The sequence below is a fragment of the Bacillus sp. CPT56D-587-MTF genome, from assembly GCF_058792335.1.
In genome coordinates this window covers 46,581-67,163 of record NZ_JBYTEF010000004.1, presented here as the reverse complement: position 1 = coordinate 67,163, position 20,583 = coordinate 46,581, and the positions used below count along the sequence as shown (strand labels likewise).

The following is a 20,583-nucleotide window of genomic DNA, read 5'->3' as shown; positions in this document are numbered from 1 at the left end:
TCTTTTTTTGTTAATACCTTTTATTATTTAGAAATTTATTATACTATATATTTGCGTAACTTTCATTTCATCTTTTACCTATGGGCAGACTATTTCAATAGTCTGTTCTTTTTTATTTAACAGTTCGTAAAGGTGTACTTTTGCAGATACATAGAAACATAGGGAAAATCACATCTGTAAAAGTTGTATTCCTATTTTACAGATGTCTTTAATCTTTATATACCTTTACAGATAAAAGTAAGCTATAATTGTGTTCGAGGTGAAAAACTTGCAATATAAAAAATTTGGATATGTCAGAGTTTCCAGTAAAGACCAAAATGAAGAACGTCAGATCGAAAATATGAAACACTTTGGAATAGAAGATTGGGATATTTTTATAGATAAGCAGTCTGGAAAAAATATGAAGAGAGAAAATTATCAAATGTTAAAACGCTTAGCTCGTACGGGCGATACAATTATTTTTGATTCCTTAACAAGATTAGGTCGTAGCATGAATGATGTGCTAGAAGAATTTAGATATTACGAGCAACAGCGAATTAACTTACAATTTATTAAAGAACCTTTTATTAATGTGAATTATAATGGAGAAAGTACGAATGATGTCATTCAACACATGCCCATCAACTTAAGGCTTTTTACGGTTCTGGTGCAAAGAAAGGATACGTTCCCAAGAAATAATGAGGATTCCTATTGGAATCATTCTTTACGCTGTTAATCCAAATAATTGATGAATAAATTCTTTTTGATTTTGAACAGACTGATCCCGTAAATCAACCTGTTCTTTTTTTATCATATGCATGGCTTCTACTCCTGCAAGTATACATGTAGCGGTGCCAAAAGATTTAAATCCTAACATAGAGCGTACACGTTTTTTAATGAATCGATGGTCTTGCTCCACTACGTTATTTAGATATTTTATCTGCCGAATTTGAGTGCCTAACGGCACTTTTTTCTCGTTCTTTAATTTGGTGATAGCAACTGGATAAGCAGGATTTTTATCAATTGTAATTGTACGAGGTTTTGAGGCATGAAAAGATTGCAAAGCTTTCTTAAAGAATCGCTTTGCAGCCTTATGATTTCTAGTTTTACTAAGATTGAAGTCAATCGTATTTCCCTCAGAATCAACCGCACGGTATAAATACATCCATTGCCCTTTTACTTTTATATACGTTTCATCCACTCGCCATGAATCATTTGTTTGTTTAAGATGACATCGGATCCGTTTATCCAGTTCCGGTCCGTATTGATGGACCCAGCGCATAATCGTTGTATGTGCTAAGGATAATCCTCTTTCTTCCATCATTTCCACCAAATCTCGAAAACTTAGATTGTACCGTAGGTACCAACGTACAGTTAATAAAATTATATCTGGTTGGTAATGCTTCCATTTAAACAAATTGTCCTTTTTCATACTGATCACATCCCTTTTGCAGAGTAATCGTATCAGTATGTCCAAAATTAGAAGATTACTTACAATTAACCTAATTTTTTTGCACCAGAACCGTAAATACCATATGAATTTTAAAAATCTCTAGTTATTACTAGAGATTTTTTATTTGATATTTAATGTATTTTGAAAATGTTTTAAAATCAGTTAACAATTTCTCTTGTTTAAACTCTAAGAATTCTAAGTATTCCTTTAAATCGCTATCTATTGACTCTTTTTTAGTTATAGGTAAATTATTTATTTCTTGTTTTAAATCTTGAATTAAGGATTGCAAAGATGAATTGCTATTGTTATCTATGTTTGCAACATCATCTGTGCAATCAGGACGTGTTAGTACAGCATCTTTTAAAGCATGCTGTTCAAATTGTAGTTCATCAGTTTTGCCAAGTAAATAATCTGTACTTACTTCTAATGCTGTAGATGTAAAAACTAGAATATTATAAGGAGGTTCTGAACCTTTATTTTCCCAATTACTTACAGTTGTTTGAGGTAAGGGAGATCCAGATAATTTACTAATTTCCTCTCCCAATTGTTTCATACTCCATCCGCGATCTAAGCGTAATGTTTTTACTCGAGCTCCAAAAATACTCATTTTTCAAGTCCTTTCTGATTAATATTCCTAAAATATAATCTAAAGTAGTTAATCTCAAACTAATTTAGATTATATTTTCGAAAAAAACACTAATTTATAGTTGATTTCGCTTTTTAAGCGATGTACAATGTAGTTAAATCGAAAGAAAGGAGGTTGAATTAACTATGTTATACCGAGAAAGAGTGAATAAATCACTTTCTTTAGAAAAAATTTACCAAAAGATACACATTAAACCCCAAGTGTTACACGCTATTGAAAAAGGGAAATCTGGAGTGAACGCAGAGCGAGCAGAAAAAATCTCCGCTATTTTCAATAAACCTGTAGAGTATTTTTTTATACCGACTTACTATAGGGTTCGCGATGAAGTAACTACTATATAGTGTTTAATTACAAAAAGATGTAATTTAATTAACTTTCTAGATTCATTATAGTAAAAAAAATTAGTAATTCAAATAGAATTAATGATTCACAATTATTGATCCTTGAAAACTGCATAATATGAGGGAGCTGTTAAGTCATGTTGAAACGATCGTATCAAACGTTACTCATTGTCATGAGTATGCTTCTTGTTGTTCTGAATTTTGTATTTCCACTTACAAAAGCAAGCGCTGAAGTCATCAATCATGAGAAATACGAAATGAATTGGAGTTTTAGTCCCATGTATGGGAAAGACCTACGGACAGAACTACTGAAGAATGCCAATGGTCAAATTGCTTATTGCTTAACGTATGGAAAACTCAGTCCCAATGGCAATGACCTTCCAGAGATGGGGCGTACAGATGATATTGTATATAAAGTTCTTCTAAATGGATATCCGCAAAAGAGTCCTGAAGAATTAGGTGTTTCCGATTGGAAAGAGGCGCATTATGCGACCCAGCTTAGTGTTTGGGCATCATTAGGTCAAATTGACATTAGTGAAGTTCAACATAAGAATGCGAATGTTGCAAAAGCCGTAAAAACAATCATTGATGGGGCAAATGCAAGCCAGGAAACACAAGAAATGTACATGAATGTAACACCAACAGACAATCAAGAAGCAAAATTAAACGGTGAGTACTTTGAAACGACAGTGTATCAAATTGAAAGTAACGCTAAGAATGGTGTGTTTACAGTTCAACTAGCGAATGCACCAAATGGAACAAAAGTTGTTTCAACAAATGGAGAAACAAAACAAAAATTCAATTTAGGGGAACAATTCCGTATTTTGATACCGAAATCCTCTCAGACTGGCAATTTTTCCTTAAAAATAACTTCTAACCTTTCTAAGTTGCAGGCAGTCGCTTATCAAGGAACTGATAAAGTCCAAGATGCAACAGTACTATTAGAAAAAAATGAGGAAAAAGTGAGTGCTGATCTACAGGTAAACTGGAAATCCCTTGGTGGATTAAAAGTTATAAAAGTAGGAGAGCAAAAGGAATTGCTACAAGGTGCTGTATTTGAAGTCATGAACAATGCAAATGAAAAAGTTGGCACAATGACTACAAATGAGCAGGGTACAGCAAGCCTTTCTGGTTTAGAAATCGGGAATTATACCCTGAAAGAAGTGAAAGCACCGACTGGTTATGTACTGAATGACCAACCTCAAAAGATTGAAGTGAAAACAGGTGAGGTCGCAACAATCACTGTAGCGAATACGAAAGTAAAAGGAAACATCGAGATTAAAAAGCTAAGTGACAGTGGAAAAACTCTTCCGAAAGTAGAGTTCGCGGTACATACAGCGGATGGAAAAGAAGTCACTAAAACCGTTACAAATGAGCAGGGAATTGCTCAAGTAAAGGACCTTCCATATGGACAGTACTATTTTGTTGAAACGAAAGGTGTAGAAGGATACCTTATCAATAAAACAAAGTACCCATTTCAGATTAAAGAGCAAGGAAAAACACTTTCATTTACTGTTGAAAATAAAGAAGTGAAAGGGAATGTGCAACTTCTCAAAGTAGACGGAGAAAATCCTGATAAAAAACTAGAAGGTGCAACATTTATTCTTCAGGACAGTAAAGGGAAGAAAATCAGTGAACACAAGACTGATAAAAACGGTTTGATTCAAGTAAATAATCTACCGTTTGGATCTTATGCGTTTATTGAAAAACAAGCACCAACAGGTTATGTACTTACAAAAGAACCAATTCCTTTTAACATTTCCGAGAATGGGAAGACAATAGAATTAACCGCAAAAAATAAAGGTATTATAGGCTCTTTAGAAATAACAAAGGTAGATGTAGCGAATGTGCGCCCGTAGGGTCGCTTTAACAAATCATTAGGTGGCACTAATGTAGGGAAAGATCACATGTATACCCTATCATCAATCAACTAACCTGAAAGAGAAATCGGAAGGGGACAATAGCATGTTGATAAAGCTCTAAGTTGGCGAACTATCCCGTCAAGACTGAAGAGCAAGGTGAAATACTACAAACAAGGATGAAAGCTAAACTGCTTGAATGATAGCCTGAGGGAGTATAATGTCGCTAGTAGCGAAAGATAGTTAGAAACGTTACATGGTCCCAATAGAGTTGGAACCAAACTCTATGCAGGGAAAAGAATACCGTCCGCGTTCTTAATCCTAGTGATCCAGGACCACCCATCCTCCATAAGAGGAAAAAGGCGAAAGTCACACCCGATATTGTAGAAAGCCAGTTGTTAAAGTGATAAACGGGGATTACCTAAATCAAAATGCCTAATATTATTACAGGCTATTGAGAATGACTTCAAGGCACTGCCAAGAAGTGTGACTCATGAAAAATTGACAAGGTAACGGAGTTTTCGTAGTAGTCTGAGTTGGGGAAAGCCTAATACATGGCGAAGGGAAACAGCCTATTCTATCTTAAAACAAAATTGGAAAGTGTGTGAGACGCTATGAGAAATCCAAAAATAGTTTTAGATAATCTATCTTCCCATGCAACAAAAGAGCATTACGTATTTGAAAAGTTATATCGCAATCTCTATAACCCAGAATTTTATTATTTGGCCTATCAGAAGATGTATGCGAAAGAAGGGAATCTTACAGCGGGAGTAAATGACAAAACGATAGATGGAATGAATGTGGACCGAATTGCTGAGTTAATTAGCCAGCTTAAAGCACAAACGTATCAGCCTACACCGGTTAAACGAGTATATATTCCTAAAAGAAATGGAAATAAACGGCCATTGGGAATACCTTCATTTGAGGATAAGCTTATACAAGAAATAGTAAAAAACATACTTGAAGCTATTTACGAGAAGTATTTCTCTACATCTTCTCACGGATTTCGTCCAAATAAAAGCTGCCACACTGCTTTAATGCAGTGTAAAAATACCTTCAATGGAGTCAAATGGTTTATTGAAGGAGATATCAAAAGTTTTTTCGACCATATTCATCACCATATACTCATTAAACTATTGCGTAGAAATATTAAGGATGAAAAATTTATTAACCTAATCTGGAAGTTTCTGAGAGCTGGGTATATGGAAAATTGGGTTCTGGTGCAAAGAAAGGATACGTTCCCAAGAAATAATGAGGATTCCTATTGGAATCATTCTTTACGCTGTTAATCCAAATAATTGATGAATAAATTCTTTTTGATTTTGAACAGACTGATCCCGTAAATCAACCTGTTCTTTTTTTATCATATGCATGGCTTCTACTCCTGCAAGTATACATGTAGCGGTGCCAAAAGATTTAAATCCTAACATAGAGCGTACACGTTTTTTAATGAATCGATGGTCTTGCTCCACTACGTTATTTAGATATTTTATCTGCCGAATTTGAGTGCCTAACGGCACTTTTTTCTCGTTCTTTAATTTGGTGATAGCAACTGGATAAGCAGGATTTTTATCAATTGTAATTGTACGAGGTTTTGAGGCATGAAAAGATTGCAAAGCTTTCTTAAAGAATCGCTTTGCAGCCTTATGATTTCTAGTTTTACTAAGATTGAAGTCAATCGTATTTCCCTCAGAATCAACCGCACGGTATAAATACATCCATTGCCCTTTTACTTTTAGGCCTCACGATACCATTTCGGGAAAATTGTACGTTTAGACACAAATTGGACACATTTTTACCGATTCCGTATTTACATAGGGAATCGGTAATGGGTGTTAGTATCTATTTCTTGCATATTTTGTTCGTAAAGGTCTTAAATGATGAATCGATTTCTTTTGCTGTACATCCCAGATATAATCACCTGTTAATGCAATATGTTCCCAACCTAATGGAGAAATGTGTTGCACATATTCTTCTGGAATTTCCATTCCTTGCGAGCGTAATAATTCTATCGCCTTTTCAATATACACTGTATTCCAAATGACAATTACAGAAATTAATAACTGAAGACCATTCACTCGATGCAACTGATCTTCATAAGAACGATCACGTATTTCTCCTAATCGATGAAAACATACGGCTCGTGCAAGTGAATGTTTCGCTTCCCCTTTATTGAGTCCCACTTGAACGCGCCTTCTCAGTGCAGGGTCTTGCAGCCATTCTAATGTATATAATGTTCTTTCTATACGTCCAATTTCTCGTAATGCCACCGCTAAACTATTTTGCCGTGGATAAGATGCTAACTTTTTTAAAATAAGAGATGCAGTAACCGTTCCATTTTGCACAGAACTAATTAACCTTAATAATGCATCCCAGTTGTCTCGTATATGTTTTATTTGTATGGTGCCGCCAATCATAAAGTTTAGCTCTGGATAGTAGGAAGGTTTATCGATTGTATAAATTTTCGTCTTATCTATACTTTTAATTCTCGGAGAGAATCGAAACCCTAACATATGACACATACCAAATACATGGTCTACAAATCCAGCCGCATCCGTATAATGTTCTTCAATTCTAGTATCGGCTTCATGATATAATAATCCGTCTATAATATGAGGCGCTTCCTCAAAAGAACTAATGACTTGGGCATAAAAAGGATCATATTGATCTGAAATATGAGTATAGAAGTTTAGACCAGGATCTCTTCCATGTTTGGCATTCACTTGAGCTAATGGACTAGAAGCACCACTTGACCGAAAATATTGCCCATCTGAAGAAGAAGTGGTTCCAGTGCCCCAATAGGTAGCATGCCTATTTTGCCGTTGAAAATTTGATAAGACTCCCAGAGCTTTTGTGTAATTTTCATCACTGATATACCAATCTGCTATCCAAGCAAGTTGTGTATAGGTAATAGCAGGACATGCATCAGCCATTTTACTTAATCCAAGATTAATCCCCTCGGCTAAAATAGCCGCAAATAATGCAGTTTCATCTTTTGGCCCCGTTTTCGTATGAAGATGTACAAACTGTTGACTAAAATGGGTCCAAGAATCTACTTCTACCAATAGTTCGGTCAGTTTAATACGGGGTAATACATCATAAATAGCCCTTGTAAGATCTGCCACATCGTCTGGAACATCCTTTTTTAAAGATGGAATGTGGATGTGACCTCCATAAACAGAAACATCCGATAATTCTTGGTTTCGAATGAGTTGATTTACCATTGTTAATTGGTCTTGCATCAATCCGCATCGATTTTGTATATACTCCTCTACATTTGTAGCAATAGACAACGGGATTTGTTGTTTCCTTTTGATTTCTTCCCAGGTTTGTGCCGGTAATAAGTACTCATCAAAGTTTTTGTATTGTTTACTTCCTGGTACCCATATATCTCCCGAACGAAGGTGATTACATAATTCTGTCCATACACTAAATTCATAGTAATGACGGTCAATGCCATCTTCTTTTAAAACATGTTTCAACCATTTGGATTTTATAAAATCCAGGGGAGCACATTCAGGAACTTTTCTTTTCTTGGATGTATTCAGTTCCTTTAAGATTTCAAGTGCTTCACATAATGTTTGGGTGATACCAGAAGATTGAAACGTATAAATCTGTAAAAGTCGCGGGGCAAACTTGCGAAATTGTCCATAATAGGTATCCAGTAATTCTAAATAATCGAATTCTGCAGGCCTCGTCAACGCTTCCGCTTGTTCTACCGAATGAACAAATTGGTCCCATGGTATAACAGCTTGTAAAGATACAAAAGGGTCTTGCTCGGTTTCTTTTGCTTCAATTAAAACCTTCCCCAGTTTTGCAAATAAGCGGATTTTCTCATTAATTAATTTTCCGTCATTTTGAAACGAATCGTTATGTATTTTTTCTCCTCGTTTAAACATGCGCCCAAGTAACTTTTCATTTACATATAAACCTTGGTCAATTAAAAAAGCATAAATATGAATTAAAAATGCCATTAAAGTTGCATAACGTTTCAGAGAATGGAACCGAGACAAATGTTGGGTGGAATACCGAGAGCCTTCCCTAGCTAATTGTAGTAATCTATTTTGGTGAATCTCTTGTCCGTTTTCTAATGGTAATGCGAGCTTTTGAATAAATTGAATGCGGTCTAATATTTTATGAAAATTTTTAAGTGAAACCGTTCCAGGTGGTTTTCGTAACCAGGATAAACTTGTAATATGTTTGTCTGCAGACTTTGTTAATAGCTGGTCTAATTGTAAAAGTTGTTGTGGAGATAACGCTTTTGTTAACTTTTTAAACGTTCGCTTTTCTGCACGTTCACATACCGCCCAAACTAAATGTTCTATGGCATACATGGCAGGAAGAATGATTTTTCTTTTTCGCATTTCTTGTATTAAAAGGTCAACCAAAACCAGGCCTTTCTCGGTTCCCATAACAGTTGGAAGAAGCCAATTTGCTAACTCTCGATATTCTCGTAAGGTAAAAGATCGGAATCCAAAATGTTTTCGAGTTTTGCTGATGTGTTCTCGCCTTGTTGTATCGCGAATTTTCGCATACTTATGTATAGCTGCAGGCACGATTCCTAATCTTTTTGCAAGCAAAGAAACAAGAAAATCGGATATTTTTTCTTCAGAAGCGAATGGCCGACCAGGAAATCGTAAATAAGCCAATTGAACCGCAAAACCTAATTGATTCGTTGCGCCGCGTTGTTGACGGATGATTTGTATATCTTCTTCCGATAAAGTGTAGTATCGTATCCGCTCTCGTTCACTCATCTGGTCTGGTAATTCATAAAAGTATTCTCGTTGCGTTTGAGTCAGAACTTCTCTCGTCGCCATCTGAACTTCCTCCTATTTATGTAAATAACGATACACGGTTGTACGAGAAATCTTTAATATTTGCGCAATATCTTTAATGGGGGTTTTCTTAGACACGAGTGTTTGTATCATTTGTTGTTCTTTTTCTCCTAACTTTTCAGGTCTTCCACCAAAACGTCCCCGAGCCCTTGCGGCAATTCTTCCCGCCTCTGTCCGTTCACGAATGAGGTTTCTTTCAAATTCTGCAAAAGAAGCAAATAAGTGAAACATTAATTGTCCTGTAGCGCTAGAGCGATCCATCGTGATATTTTCTTGTACACTATAGAAACTAACGCCCTGTTCATTTAATTCATTTACAATTTGGATAAGATGATGCATCGTTCTTCCTAAACGATCGAGTCGCCAGACTACCAAAGAATCACCAGGTCTCACATATTGAAGAGCCTTTTCAAGGCCGGGCCTTTTTCCAGCGATGCCACTCAACTTGTCTTCAAATATTTCATCACATCCATACGCCTTTAAAGCATCTATTTGTAAATCCAAATTTTGATCTACAGTTGATACACGAACATAACCAATTTTCAATTTGTAGTCTCTCCCTGTTCAATAATTTAATTTTAGATAGATATCTGAACATACATAATTGTACACTGTTTATGGACACGATAATAGGAAAAAATGTAGTGTTTTTTACTAAAAAATAAAGTGTACAGAAATATACAATTTTCTGTACACGAAAAAAGACCTAATCTTTTACATAGAAAAAAATCAGGTCCTTTTTCAAATCGATATAAAGGAAACGATCATTTACTTATGATTCAATCACAATAGGTTAATCCTTTATTCACTTCTTGTATATCGAAGAAATAAGGATCAAAATTCAGTAAGTCCCATTCCGCATACATTTTATGTTGTGGATGTGAAGGATCTTTTATTGCTTCTAAAAATTCAAGATAACCTGGAATACCTCCAATATCCTCTAAAGGGGCTGCATTTTCTCCTCCGATGCATGTTATTTCATCAGAATTTTGATCGAGTACATCTTCAACTTGAATCTGGAGCAACCAATGGTCTCCAAAGTCATATACATATTGAAAGATTTGACCCTTCTTTTTGATTTGTTCAAGTAGCATGGTTCTATGAGCACGTAGCATTCGGGATGGTGTTGTCTGTTCCAACATAGCAAAAGAAATGCTCGAATCAGGCGGATCCGATATAGCATATTTTCCAACAGTGAATTCAAATAAATGTTGGTGCTCCCACTGAAATAAGCATTGAATCACATCATGTAAATCATCAAAAGTTAATTTCGCAGGTAAAATAACTTTTCTCCAAATAGGGAAAGGACACCCCACTAATTCCAAATGTAATTGATAACATTTCATTTTTGTTTCCTCCCTCATTTAGATATCCCATGCTTCATATGAAATATAAGGTACATATCTAATTTCTTAATTTTTAAATAAAAACAAAAAATAATGATAAAGCATTCAGTACAGATTGGTTAAATGTATTACGATCCTCCGATGTATGTATTTATGATTTAGGTTGCTCTTCATTAGAAGATTGAAATTAAATAAATCCGCGTAGTGCCTATCATATCTTTTGGAAATAAACATCAAAATTACGTCCAAACTTGTCAAGCACCCCTATTGTAAATGTATCCCATTTTTAATATAATACTTTTCGATTGTGTCACTTTCATATTTTAATGTTAAATGAGTAATCATCACAACAATTTTAATAACAGCTAAATTAGTGTCTGATTGAGCCAAAATGTTTGTTATGTTTACAAAATCATTGTTCCAAACGTTCTTGTAATCGTTTTGCTATTTCTGAAGAATACATTCTTAATGCTAGTTCATTATTTTTTTGTCTTGCTTGATTCGGCACCAGCCAGACCAGGTTTCCATCAATGACTACAAAGGTTTGATGAATATTACACTTAAAAATAATTCGATAGCCAATAGCCATCAGTTTGTCTACATATTGTCGAGATTTTAAATCTCCCATCATTGCTTCGGGTAAAAATAAAGTCCGCTCAATGCCTCTTACAAAATTAACTGCGTTCAAAAATTCGATTATAGACTTACTAAGATGCGGCATAATCAATAAAATTTTTTGCTGTGCATTTGCTAAATCTTTCTGTAAAATCGATTCATATCCCTCACTAAATAAATTACTCTTACAAAGTTCTGTATGTTCATCTTCAAACAGGTGATATCCTAGCTTTTTATATGTTCGAAGTCGCTTTTGATACATGCGATACATCATCGGAATCGCATAGTCTATATAATCATAGACACGGAGGTCCTCTTTTTCATCTAGATTACGTAATAACCTGCCTAAATACTGCTGCAAGTTTCCCTTACTTGAAATAGGCATTACCAATAATAATGTATCTAATGCTGGCAAATCAAATCCTTCTCCTGCATAACTTCCTGTAGTCAATAGTACAAATGGCTTTCCTTCTTGTTTCAGATTTGCTAATTCTTCACGTAGTTGTTTGTTTTTCATTTTGCTATTCAGAATATAAATTGGAGCCGTTACATTTCTTCGTTCCAATTCATTTTTTAACAAATCAATATGTTTGATATATCTTGAAAGTACGATTATATGTCTATTATCTTTTAAGTTGCTCAAAATATCAGAAATAATTTGCTGATTTCTATCTTTTGACTCTATCATCATCTCGTAATTTTCATGAATGGTTTGATTAGTGATAGTTGCCATTTGCTCACCTAAAGAAGTAAAGCGAATAAATAATTTTTGTTCAATGTGCTTTGGGATTTCTTTTTCCGCAGTATAACTTATTTCTCCTAAACGCATAAATATAATATTTTCTAGACCATCCTCTCGCTGTGGTGTGGCAGTCAATCCGTAAACATATTTGCTCGCTACTTGTTTCATAACATCTTCAAAAGTTTTTGCTGCTACATGATGCGCTTCATCCACAATAATCATTCCATAATCCTGTAACAAATTTTGTAAGTTTTCATATCTTGTTACTGTTTGAAATAAACCAATATCTATTAAGCCACTACGATTTTCTTTTCCACCATAAATTCTGCCTACTTTAGATTTTCTTTTTTTTCTACCCTTCTCTGTTAGTTCCACAAAGGGCTCGTCATTAATCTTTAAAAAATGCTCTAATTGAGATTTCCACTGTCCAGCTAAATTTGTATTATGGACTAAGATTAAGGTGCTTACCTTTTTATCAGCGATTAATTTGGCCGCAACAATTGTTTTTCCAAAACCTGTTCCTGCACATAAAATCCCCATATCTTTTTCTTCTACAGCATGAAGTGCTTGCTGTTGTTTAGGATAAAGATCACCCACAAATTGGACGTCAATGATTTTTCCTTCCTCGAATTCATATGAAAATTCAACATTTGGAAATAACTGTTTCACTTTATCTTTCAATCCTCTCGGTAAAAGGATTGTCTCTTTATCTATTTCTACCAAGCTGATAACTCGTGGAATATCTTTTGTCGAAAGTCGTTTTCTTTGCGCTGTGTAGAATGCTTTGTTATGAAAAGTAGCTAAAAATTTCAATTGAACAATCTCTTCACTTGTTAAATCTGCTTTTTGAATGCTTAAATGACTAGTAACGATTATTCGAAGAGGCTTTTCAAAAATAAGATTTTCTTGCTCGGAAAGTTTAAATAAACAAAGTTCTTCCACTACATCTGAGGTGCTGGATTCATAATATTTTACAGGCAATTTTTTTTCGATTATGGCAGTCACCTTTTTCAAAACAATCATTGATAACTTGGGGGTTTTTTCTAGAGCGCCCCACACATCTTCAATTAAGTTGAATTTTTTATCAATAAAGCGACTACATCCCTTTTTGACTCGACTTCCTTGTAACGGCAAAGCAATTAAATTTCCAAAACCACCAACAGAGAGTTCATTTTGATTCGGAAACATACGATCATAAGAGTCAAAAGATAGCTCAGGATTCTCTAACATCGAATATTTCAGCAAAGCTTTCCCAAAATTTCGTGCTATCCTTGCCTCGAGCGCTTCTTCAAAAAAGAACCACATGTGACATCCATTTCCTGACTGAGAAATTTCTAAGAGTGGATTTACTTCGAAATATTCTGCAGAATTTACCATTGCTTTAACGGATTGCCGCCAATCCTTTTTGTCAAAATCGATAGCCAAAAAATACACTCGATTATCATCCATCATTGGATACATACCATAAAAAGCTTCCCGTCCCTCCTGATCTACGCCACGTAAATGATTCCAAATAATTTTATCTGTAATCGACTGGAATTTTTGAACTTTACAGTTCACACAGGGAAAAGTTGATTTTTTCACTTTAGGACAAGGGTATTTTTTACGTGATAAGCACCAAGGATAATAAACCCTTTTTCCTTCGGAATTTGTAAAACTTGTAGCAACCATCGTATCACGTCCACGGAAGTAAGAACGATATAAATAAATTTTTTCTTGATTACTTCTTTTTACACGTTTACTTTCATCCGTAATATGTGCTTCAAATTCAAATCTTCTTGAAATAAAGACTTGTTCTGCCTGCTTAATTACAACAAACTCTTCTTCAGAAAAGAAATCTTGATAAATACGTAACAAATGAACTTCGTTTCCATTTTTCATTGTGTAGTTTTTTCCTATTTGAAGTACCATATAAATAAAACTCCTTCATAAATACATTCTCAAAGTAACTACTTTTTAAGAAAAAGTTAATTTAAGCTATAGTTCTTATTATAGATGAATGATACAAACCCAAAACATAGAACTGTCCAATTTCTACTACACATTTAATATGTATTTACACTGAATATTTTAGTAAACGCTGGCGGTATGTAATACCTTGCCCTTGGGCTATAATGGTTTAGTTGTTTAGAAAATTATAATTTTAAAAGTTATATGCCGTTTCGGATAGAGTTTATGCTACGGGGATTATACATCTTTTATCGCTAGCAAATGTAAGATGTAACGAAGGAATTTAAAATCTGGTGACTTTACGAGGAATTCGTTGATATGTGTCCAAATTGTGTCTAAACGTACAATTTTCCCGAAATGGTATGGTGATGCCTTTTATATACGTTTCATCCACTCGCCATGAATCATTTGTTTGTTTAAGATGACATCGGATCCGTTTATCCAGTTCCGGTCCGTATTGATGGACCCAGCGCATAATCGTTGTATGTGCTAAGGATAATCCTCTTTCTTCCATCATTTCCACCAAATCTCGAAAACTTAGATTGTACCGTAGGTACCAACGTACAGTTAATAAAATTATATCTGGTTGGTAATGCTTCCATTTAAACAAATTGTCCTTTTTCATACTGATCACATCCCTTTTGCAGAGTAATCGTATCAGTATGTCCAAAATTAGAAGATTACTTACAATTAACCTAATTTTTTTGCACCAGAACCCTTTTTACTACCCCAAAGTACAAAAAAACGTTATTCTTTCTTAATAATCTATGAGAAAGGGTGACGTTTTTTATGAATCTCTTGCTTCAAGAGGAGTTACAACCATTTGCAGAAGAATTACAGCGCTATATCACACCTGATTTTTTGGAAGAACTAGCAAGAGAGATGAAATTTGTAAAAAGAAAACGCAAATTTTCAGGGGCAGATTTAGCTACCATTTGTATTTGGATTAGCCAAAGGGTGGCCAGTGATTCTTTAGTCCGATTATGTAGTAGGCTTCATGCAGTTACAGGTACTGTACTTAGCCCGGAGGGCTTAAATAAACGATTTAATGAAAAATCAGTGTTATTTTTAAAACATATCTTTTCTTTGTTATTACAACAAAAAATCTGTGAACAGACTCACATTTCTAATCAACTTCTTGCTCATTTTCAACGCATTCGCATCATGGATGCCACCATGTTTCAGGTACCTAATACGTTGGAGCATATATACCCTGGTTCAGGTGGATGTGCGCAAACAGCTGGAATCAAAATTCAATTAGAATATGATTTACATAGTGGACAATTTCTTAATTTTCAAGTGGGGCCTGGAAAAAATAATGATAAAACATTCGGCACAGAATGTTTAGATACGTTACGACCAGGCGATTTATGTATTCGTGATTTAGGGTATTTTTCATTAGAGGATTTAGATCAAATGGATCAACGGGGAACATATTTTATTTCACGCTTAAAGTTAAATTCAAATGTATATATCAAAAATCCTAATCCTACATTTTTTCATAATGGTGCACTCAAAAAACAGACAGAATATGTAAAAATCAACTTGCAAATGATGATGGAGCGCTTGTTACCTGGTGAAACTTATGAAGTAGGTAATGTTTATGTAGGAGATCAAAAAGTTTTGTTTGCCCGACTCGTTCTGTATCGTCTAACAGAAAAACAATTACGAGAACGACGAAAAAAACAAATGGAAAGTGAAAAGAAAAAAGGTAACTACTCAGCTTCTTCAAATAAAAAAACAGGCCAAATACATGTTTCCGATTCGAAAACATGAAAAGAAAATACTCCAATCAGAGAAAGAATCTATGCCAAATAGAGAAATTCTCTTATGAAGTCGTGTTATTCCAAGGAACCGTTCTAGTTTCTATGACTTGGTTTATCGCTTGTAAGACCGATTGTTTTTGTTTTTTCATGGTACTCATAAAGCTTCGTATCTGACAAAAAGATTCTGCGCCTTTCTTACTTCGGAAAGTCCCAGACACTTTCTGTTTTACTTTCGTCATCCGAATATCCCGTTCTGCTTGATTGTTATCAAATGGAATGGCTGGATGTTCTAAAAACGCTAGAATTCTGTCAGAATACTTGACGAAGCGATTCCATAAATTTTGAGAAGGCGTCTGCTTTCCTTTCTTCTTTTGTTTCGTGGAAAGAATCTGTTGTTCTTTCAATATGGATTGATACATAATAAACAGATTCTTTTGCGTCGCTTTTGGCATGGTACCTTCGGATTGCTTTTTCATCGTCAACGCTTGCGTTAGAAATTTCTGCATCTGTTGTGCCCATTGTTCTCCAGTACTATCTATAATTCCTTGTAAATCTCGTAAGAGATGGGCATTACATAAAACGTGACGACAATCTGTATACGCATCATACGATTTCCAACCATCATGCATCGCAATTCCAGAAAAAGATGGCAAGATTTCTCCAGCATCCATTGCTTCTTTTCCACGTTTTTGATGAATATGTTGCAATGTCACCTCCGGTGTACTGGCAGTATGTAACCATTGTGTTTTGTTTTCTACACGCATACCAGTTTCATCAAAATGGACAACAGGAGACTGCAGAATCTTTTCCTTTACTTCTTTTATGAATGGCTGCAATTGAGAAGCGAAAGCCTGTGTATGATTTACCAGGGTTCCTTCGCTTATAGAATGTCCAAAACAATCCTGAAAGAATTCTTTTGTTCGCTTCAAAGAAATGCATTGATAATGCGTTAAATAGGGAATCAGTCTTTTTATATTTGGACCATATTGAACAGGACGAGATACTGTCGAAGGAAATTGGGCTTCTTGGATAGAATGGCAATGTGGGCATTCTTTCTGTTCTACTTTATGTTCTGTCACTTCGATCTGAATAGGTGGTAAGTCATACACTTGGCGAATGCGATACCCTTTTACAGGCTCGTGGTTCAAGGAAGTATGACAACAAGTACAATATGTAGGAGAATGTGTAATCGTATGATCTGGAGTCGCTGTCAAACCAAGAGTATGTCCCTTGTGGCCCAACTGGCCACCCGTTTGACGATGAGACGGTTTGCGCAAACTTTTTGTAACGGGCTTACCCAAACCATCTGTAGAAGGTGGCTTATGACTATTTTTGGAGTTTTTTTTTGAAGCATTTTCTAGTTCTTGTATACGTTTTTCTAACTTAGAAAATGTTTCTTCAAATAAAGAAATAACAGCTTCAGGTCCTTTTTTATATGTATCTAAAATAATTTTTCGATCGACCATAAGATTCACCTCCCCTGTTTGATATACTCAGTATTTACAAATGGGAGGCATATGAAACTAGTAAAATTTAAAAAAGACACCGAAAGGTGGCTGAGTAGTTACGAAAAAAGGAAAACCATATTCGAAAAAAAGTAAAATATTATCTGGGTTGAATGTATATGTAACTAACACTCCGTGGGAGTGGGTTTCGATGAAGCAAGTCCATGAACTATACTCTTTACGTTGGCAGATAGAAATAGTTTTTAAAACGTGGAAATCATTGTTTCATATAGATCATTGTCGCACTGTTAAACAAGAACGAATAGAGTGCCATTTATACGGGAAACTGATTGCTATTTTCTTATGTTCTTCTACCATGTTTAAAATGCGCCAACTTTTGTTACAGAAGAAGCAAAAAGAATTAAGTGAATATAAAGCGATTGGAATGATTCAAGATCATCTATTTCTCCTCTATCAAGCCATACAAAACACCCAAGAGATAACAAAGTTTCTGGTTCACCTGTTCCACCTTCTAGAGAAAAACGGGCGGAAATCTCACAGATATGAGAAGAAAACTGTCTTTGATATCATGGGTGTCCATTATGAGTATAGTATAGCTAGAGCACAAAAGAAAGCTGCATAATTTAAAAAACAAAACTCGTTAGAGTTTATTTCGCATGCGGATTTTTAAGAACAATCAATCTGTTGAACAGTTTATAACCCTTTTGAAGGGAATTTCAGTTTATTTGTTCTCTTAAGTTGATGGGCATGTGTCATTCAACAGGCTGTACAAAAAGCGACCCTTACCATACTATCTGCTTTTGCAGAAAAAGAAAGGAATGATATTAAACAACGACAAGCAGAAGGAATCGCACTTGCAAAGAAGCAAGGGAAACAGTTAGGCAGACTGCCTGTACAGATTACCGAACAATTCATCAAAGCCTACGAAGAATGGCACGATGGAAACATTACAGCGGTGGGAGCGATGAAAAAATATAAAATTAAACGTTCTTCTTTCTATAAATTAGTAAAAGAATATGAAACTCAACTAGCAAAATAACCAATAGATGGGAAGAAACATCATGTTTGTACTTGGCATAGATATTCTATTGGTTATCTCATTATGGGGATAATCGTTGCATGTATTGCTTGTTATCTCGAATTTAGAGAATAACTTTCTCAATACCAATATATATAATTTCCTGTAAAATAAAAGATGCTAATACTTTTACTAAATTCAGATGATCTTCTCCTTAAACACCGCGGATGTGGTGTTTATTTTTTATATAAAAAAGCCCCAAAGGGGCAAATGAATGAAAACAAATAACAGACAATCATATTCTATCACGTTTTCAACATGTTAGAAACGATATACTACATAAATGCTTTTAACAATTGTGTAACTAATGGAGCAACGCCCCCAATGAATGTTAAGACTGCGATTGCAATTGACATCTCAATTCCTCCCCTTTGAAACTTTTTCTTTTTGCCATATTTGCTTTATCTTATACGATTGATGGTGCGTTTGTCATATGTAACTTTACATATCTCCATTCCACACTTTTCGAACTATATGAGAAACAAGAAGGTAGTTCTTGGGTAAAACCCACCTTTTTGTTATGAAATAATATAAAAGTAATTAATACCGTTTATTCTACATATAAACCAATTGCGGCAACAATCGCTTCCGAAGCATATTCCCATTTTCCATCTGTTAAAGCTCCTAATTGTTGGCCAATTTGTGATAGGAGATCTGGTGTAATCGGAACGCCAAAATATTGAGCAATGATTGCACCAATAGGTGCTGTAATTTTTGTCCATCCACCACGATCGATTTTAATTTCTAAATTTTTGATTACCCCATCTTCTTTTACAAAACGATAATAGACTTGATCATCTAAACGAAAACTTAAATGATGTGAAATTTGACCATTTACGACAGTTTGATTGCCTAGTTTCGAAATGTAAGCTGGTTTCACATTAAATTCATGGTCAAATACTTTTAATTTTTTAATTTCAGGTCCTAACAAAGCTGCTTGAACCGCTTTATCGAGATTATTCATAGGAATAGCATCTAGATTTTTCGTTTGTTCAATAAAATGGGGTGAGAATACATGAGATGCTTCTACGACTTGTTGTGTGGTCGTTTCTTTTTCGGCAGCAAATGCGAATGTGGATGAACCTGTTACTAACATTGCTGCTAAAGCTGTAGCACTGATTACCTGATACGGTTTCATACTTATATTCCTCCTCTTTTCCCCTTTTATTTGCGAAACGTGTCAAATCATGTCATACAAAAGGGTTGGAAACATCATATCACAGCAGGAAATAAATTAAAAGTAAATATTCTGAAATTTAAAAATATATTTCATACGCTATAAGAAAAGATTTTTAATTTTTGACTCACTCATTCTTTTCCAAAGGAGATTTTGTCCTCATATAGAATTTGTACACCATATCAATTTTTAAGAGGAGTGATTTTCATTGACAGAAATCGTAAAAATTGAGGAACTCAACACATTCTTGCCTTTGGCTTCTTTAGAAGCACTACCTGTGGAAGAACAAAAGATGCGACTACAATATTGGAAAGAGCACTTTTCAATCAAAGAAATCTTAGAAGGATTAGGAACCTATAAAAATAAACTCTATGATTTGTATAAAAAACATGAAATTACGACCCAAGGGCACATGCAGGCAAAACGAAAAGGAAAAGAAAAAACTACTCCCAAAGAAGATACACCTAACACTCTAGAATATACTCATTCCACCGAACCAGCTCAAACGCAAACACTCCCATCAACCATCCCAATGCAAGATGTGCCCGTGATTTCAGAAACTAAACCGACAACAATTCCGTCAGCACCGATAGAGCCTTCTATTCCAGAATCCTTTCATATCCACTATACAGGCCGTAAATCAAAACAGAAAGTCATTCACCAATTACAAGCGCTCGCTACTTTGTTAGAAGAAGAATCACACGAGCAATACCAGTTCTCGATCCAAATTGAAACAACATGCTTAAAATAAAAACAGACAAAGGATACAAACCACCTATAATGTTCTTAACCTTTTGTATAAAGTACAGCTTGTATGAGAAAACTGTTAATCATCCATAATATGTATTCCATTTTGAGTAGCCATTATTAGCTACTCTTTTTTATTACTTACTGTTCACTTACAATACTTTTTCAAATGGGATATCACCATATATATTAATTAGGATGCAGAATATTTTTGTATCGTTTCTAGGACAGCTGACACAATGCTTTGCATATGTTGATGCAATTCCGTTATTTGTAGCAATAATTTTTCTCTTTTATATGTTTTCATCTCCCGCACCATTCCTACAGAAAGTCTTTTTATTTCTTGATATGATTCTGAGCTTTCAAATGCTACTGTCTCTATATATGCTAATTTCGGAAATGAATTGTGCTGTTCTTGTTTCTTGCTCTCCCATTGCTGAAATACATATTGAATCCATAGCCGGATTTCTTCTTGCATAAGTATGAATTTCTGTATTTGCTCTTCTTTTTTATTGCCCCTCATTACAGTTCACTCCATTCTATTTCCATATCAAAAACTTCTCAAAATAATTTTTTTATGTTT

11 protein-coding genes and 8 pseudogenes are annotated in these 20,583 nt (G+C 34.8%); 8 read left to right on the top strand and 11 right to left on the bottom strand.

Annotated features, from left to right (window positions below; all coding sequences use genetic code 11):
- Positions 1-250: 250 nt before the first annotated feature.
- Positions 251-610 (top strand): annotated as a pseudogene (locus tag AC3WVZ_RS32440) (recombinase family protein); the annotation flags it as partial.
- 93 nt (positions 611-703) lie between these two features.
- Here AC3WVZ_RS32440 and AC3WVZ_RS32435 read toward each other — a convergent pair.
- Positions 704-1,411: an IS6 family transposase gene (locus AC3WVZ_RS32435; protein ID WP_233936150.1), complete on the bottom strand. Its 708-nt coding sequence runs from the start codon at positions 1,409-1,411 to the stop codon at positions 704-706.
- A gap of 130 nt (positions 1,412-1,541) precedes the next feature.
- The gene (locus tag AC3WVZ_RS32430) at positions 1,542-2,039 is read right to left on the bottom strand and encodes a helix-turn-helix domain-containing protein (protein WP_233936971.1); all 498 of its coding nucleotides are present in this window, start codon (positions 2,037-2,039) and stop codon (positions 1,542-1,544) included.
- Positions 2,040-2,203: 164 nt separating this feature from the next.
- Here AC3WVZ_RS32430 and AC3WVZ_RS32425 point away from each other — a divergent pair, with 164 nt between their 5' ends.
- The 3 genes and pseudogenes from AC3WVZ_RS32425 to AC3WVZ_RS32415 form a co-directional block, all read left to right on the top strand.
- Complete coding sequence (locus AC3WVZ_RS32425) at positions 2,204-2,419, top strand: helix-turn-helix domain-containing protein (RefSeq protein ID WP_233936969.1); 216 nt, start codon at positions 2,204-2,206, stop codon at positions 2,417-2,419.
- A 137-nt stretch (positions 2,420-2,556) separates the two neighbouring features.
- Positions 2,557-4,266 (top strand): annotated as a pseudogene (locus tag AC3WVZ_RS32420) (SpaA isopeptide-forming pilin-related protein); the annotation flags it as partial.
- 626 nt (positions 4,267-4,892) lie between these two features.
- Positions 4,893-5,492: pseudogene (locus AC3WVZ_RS32415) on the top strand (reverse transcriptase domain-containing protein); the annotation flags it as partial.
- A 63-nt stretch (positions 5,493-5,555) separates the two neighbouring features.
- On the opposite strand, the pseudogene AC3WVZ_RS32410 reads toward AC3WVZ_RS32415, so the two are convergent.
- The 6 genes and pseudogenes from AC3WVZ_RS32410 to AC3WVZ_RS32385 form a co-directional block, all read right to left on the bottom strand.
- Positions 5,556-6,017, bottom strand: a pseudogene (locus AC3WVZ_RS32410) (IS6 family transposase); the annotation flags it as partial.
- Between the two features lie 96 nt (positions 6,018-6,113).
- Positions 6,114-9,095: a Tn3 family transposase gene (locus AC3WVZ_RS32405; protein ID WP_233936968.1), complete on the bottom strand. Its 2,982-nt coding sequence runs from the start codon at positions 9,093-9,095 to the stop codon at positions 6,114-6,116.
- Positions 9,096-9,107: 12 nt separating this feature from the next.
- Positions 9,108-9,659, bottom strand: coding sequence for a recombinase family protein (locus tag AC3WVZ_RS32400; RefSeq protein WP_006923900.1), 552 nt, complete (start codon positions 9,657-9,659; stop codon positions 9,108-9,110).
- A gap of 233 nt (positions 9,660-9,892) precedes the next feature.
- Positions 9,893-10,459: a plasmid pRiA4b ORF-3 family protein gene (locus AC3WVZ_RS32395; protein ID WP_100910717.1), complete on the bottom strand. Its 567-nt coding sequence runs from the start codon at positions 10,457-10,459 to the stop codon at positions 9,893-9,895.
- Between the two features lie 412 nt (positions 10,460-10,871).
- Positions 10,872-13,727, bottom strand: a complete 2,856-nt coding sequence (locus tag AC3WVZ_RS32390) for a TOTE conflict system archaeo-eukaryotic primase domain-containing protein (protein WP_233936967.1) — start codon at positions 13,725-13,727, stop codon at positions 10,872-10,874.
- 412 nt (positions 13,728-14,139) lie between these two features.
- Positions 14,140-14,391 (bottom strand): annotated as a pseudogene (locus tag AC3WVZ_RS32385) (transposase domain-containing protein); the annotation flags it as partial.
- A gap of 164 nt (positions 14,392-14,555) precedes the next feature.
- Here AC3WVZ_RS32385 and AC3WVZ_RS32380 point away from each other — a divergent pair.
- Positions 14,556-15,524, top strand: a pseudogene (locus AC3WVZ_RS32380) (IS4 family transposase); the annotation flags it as partial.
- Between the two features lie 70 nt (positions 15,525-15,594).
- Here the strand turns inward: AC3WVZ_RS32380 and tnpC are convergent.
- On the bottom strand, positions 15,595-16,998 hold the full coding sequence (tnpC, locus tag AC3WVZ_RS32375) for an IS66 family transposase (RefSeq protein WP_100910632.1): 1,404 nt from the start codon (positions 16,996-16,998) through the stop codon (positions 15,595-15,597).
- Positions 16,999-17,101: 103 nt separating this feature from the next.
- Between tnpC and AC3WVZ_RS32370 the strand changes: the two are divergent.
- Both AC3WVZ_RS32370 and AC3WVZ_RS32365 read left to right on the top strand, forming a co-directional pair.
- Positions 17,102-17,620, top strand: a pseudogene (locus AC3WVZ_RS32370) (transposase); the annotation flags it as partial.
- A 129-nt stretch (positions 17,621-17,749) separates the two neighbouring features.
- Positions 17,750-18,037, top strand: a pseudogene (locus AC3WVZ_RS32365) (recombinase family protein); the annotation flags it as partial.
- A gap of 589 nt (positions 18,038-18,626) precedes the next feature.
- Here the strand turns inward: AC3WVZ_RS32365 and AC3WVZ_RS32360 are convergent.
- Positions 18,627-19,220, bottom strand: coding sequence for a methyltransferase (locus tag AC3WVZ_RS32360; RefSeq protein WP_233937013.1), 594 nt, complete (start codon positions 19,218-19,220; stop codon positions 18,627-18,629).
- 241 nt (positions 19,221-19,461) lie between these two features.
- Here AC3WVZ_RS32360 and AC3WVZ_RS32355 point away from each other — a divergent pair, with 241 nt between their 5' ends.
- On the top strand, positions 19,462-20,004 hold the full coding sequence (locus tag AC3WVZ_RS32355) for a hypothetical protein (protein ID WP_000136353.1): 543 nt from the start codon (positions 19,462-19,464) through the stop codon (positions 20,002-20,004).
- A gap of 189 nt (positions 20,005-20,193) precedes the next feature.
- On the opposite strand, the gene AC3WVZ_RS32350 is transcribed toward AC3WVZ_RS32355, so the two are convergent.
- On the bottom strand, positions 20,194-20,523 hold the full coding sequence (locus AC3WVZ_RS32350; protein WP_065486456.1) for a hypothetical protein: 330 nt from the start codon (positions 20,521-20,523) through the stop codon (positions 20,194-20,196).
- Positions 20,524-20,583: the final 60 nt, after the last annotated feature.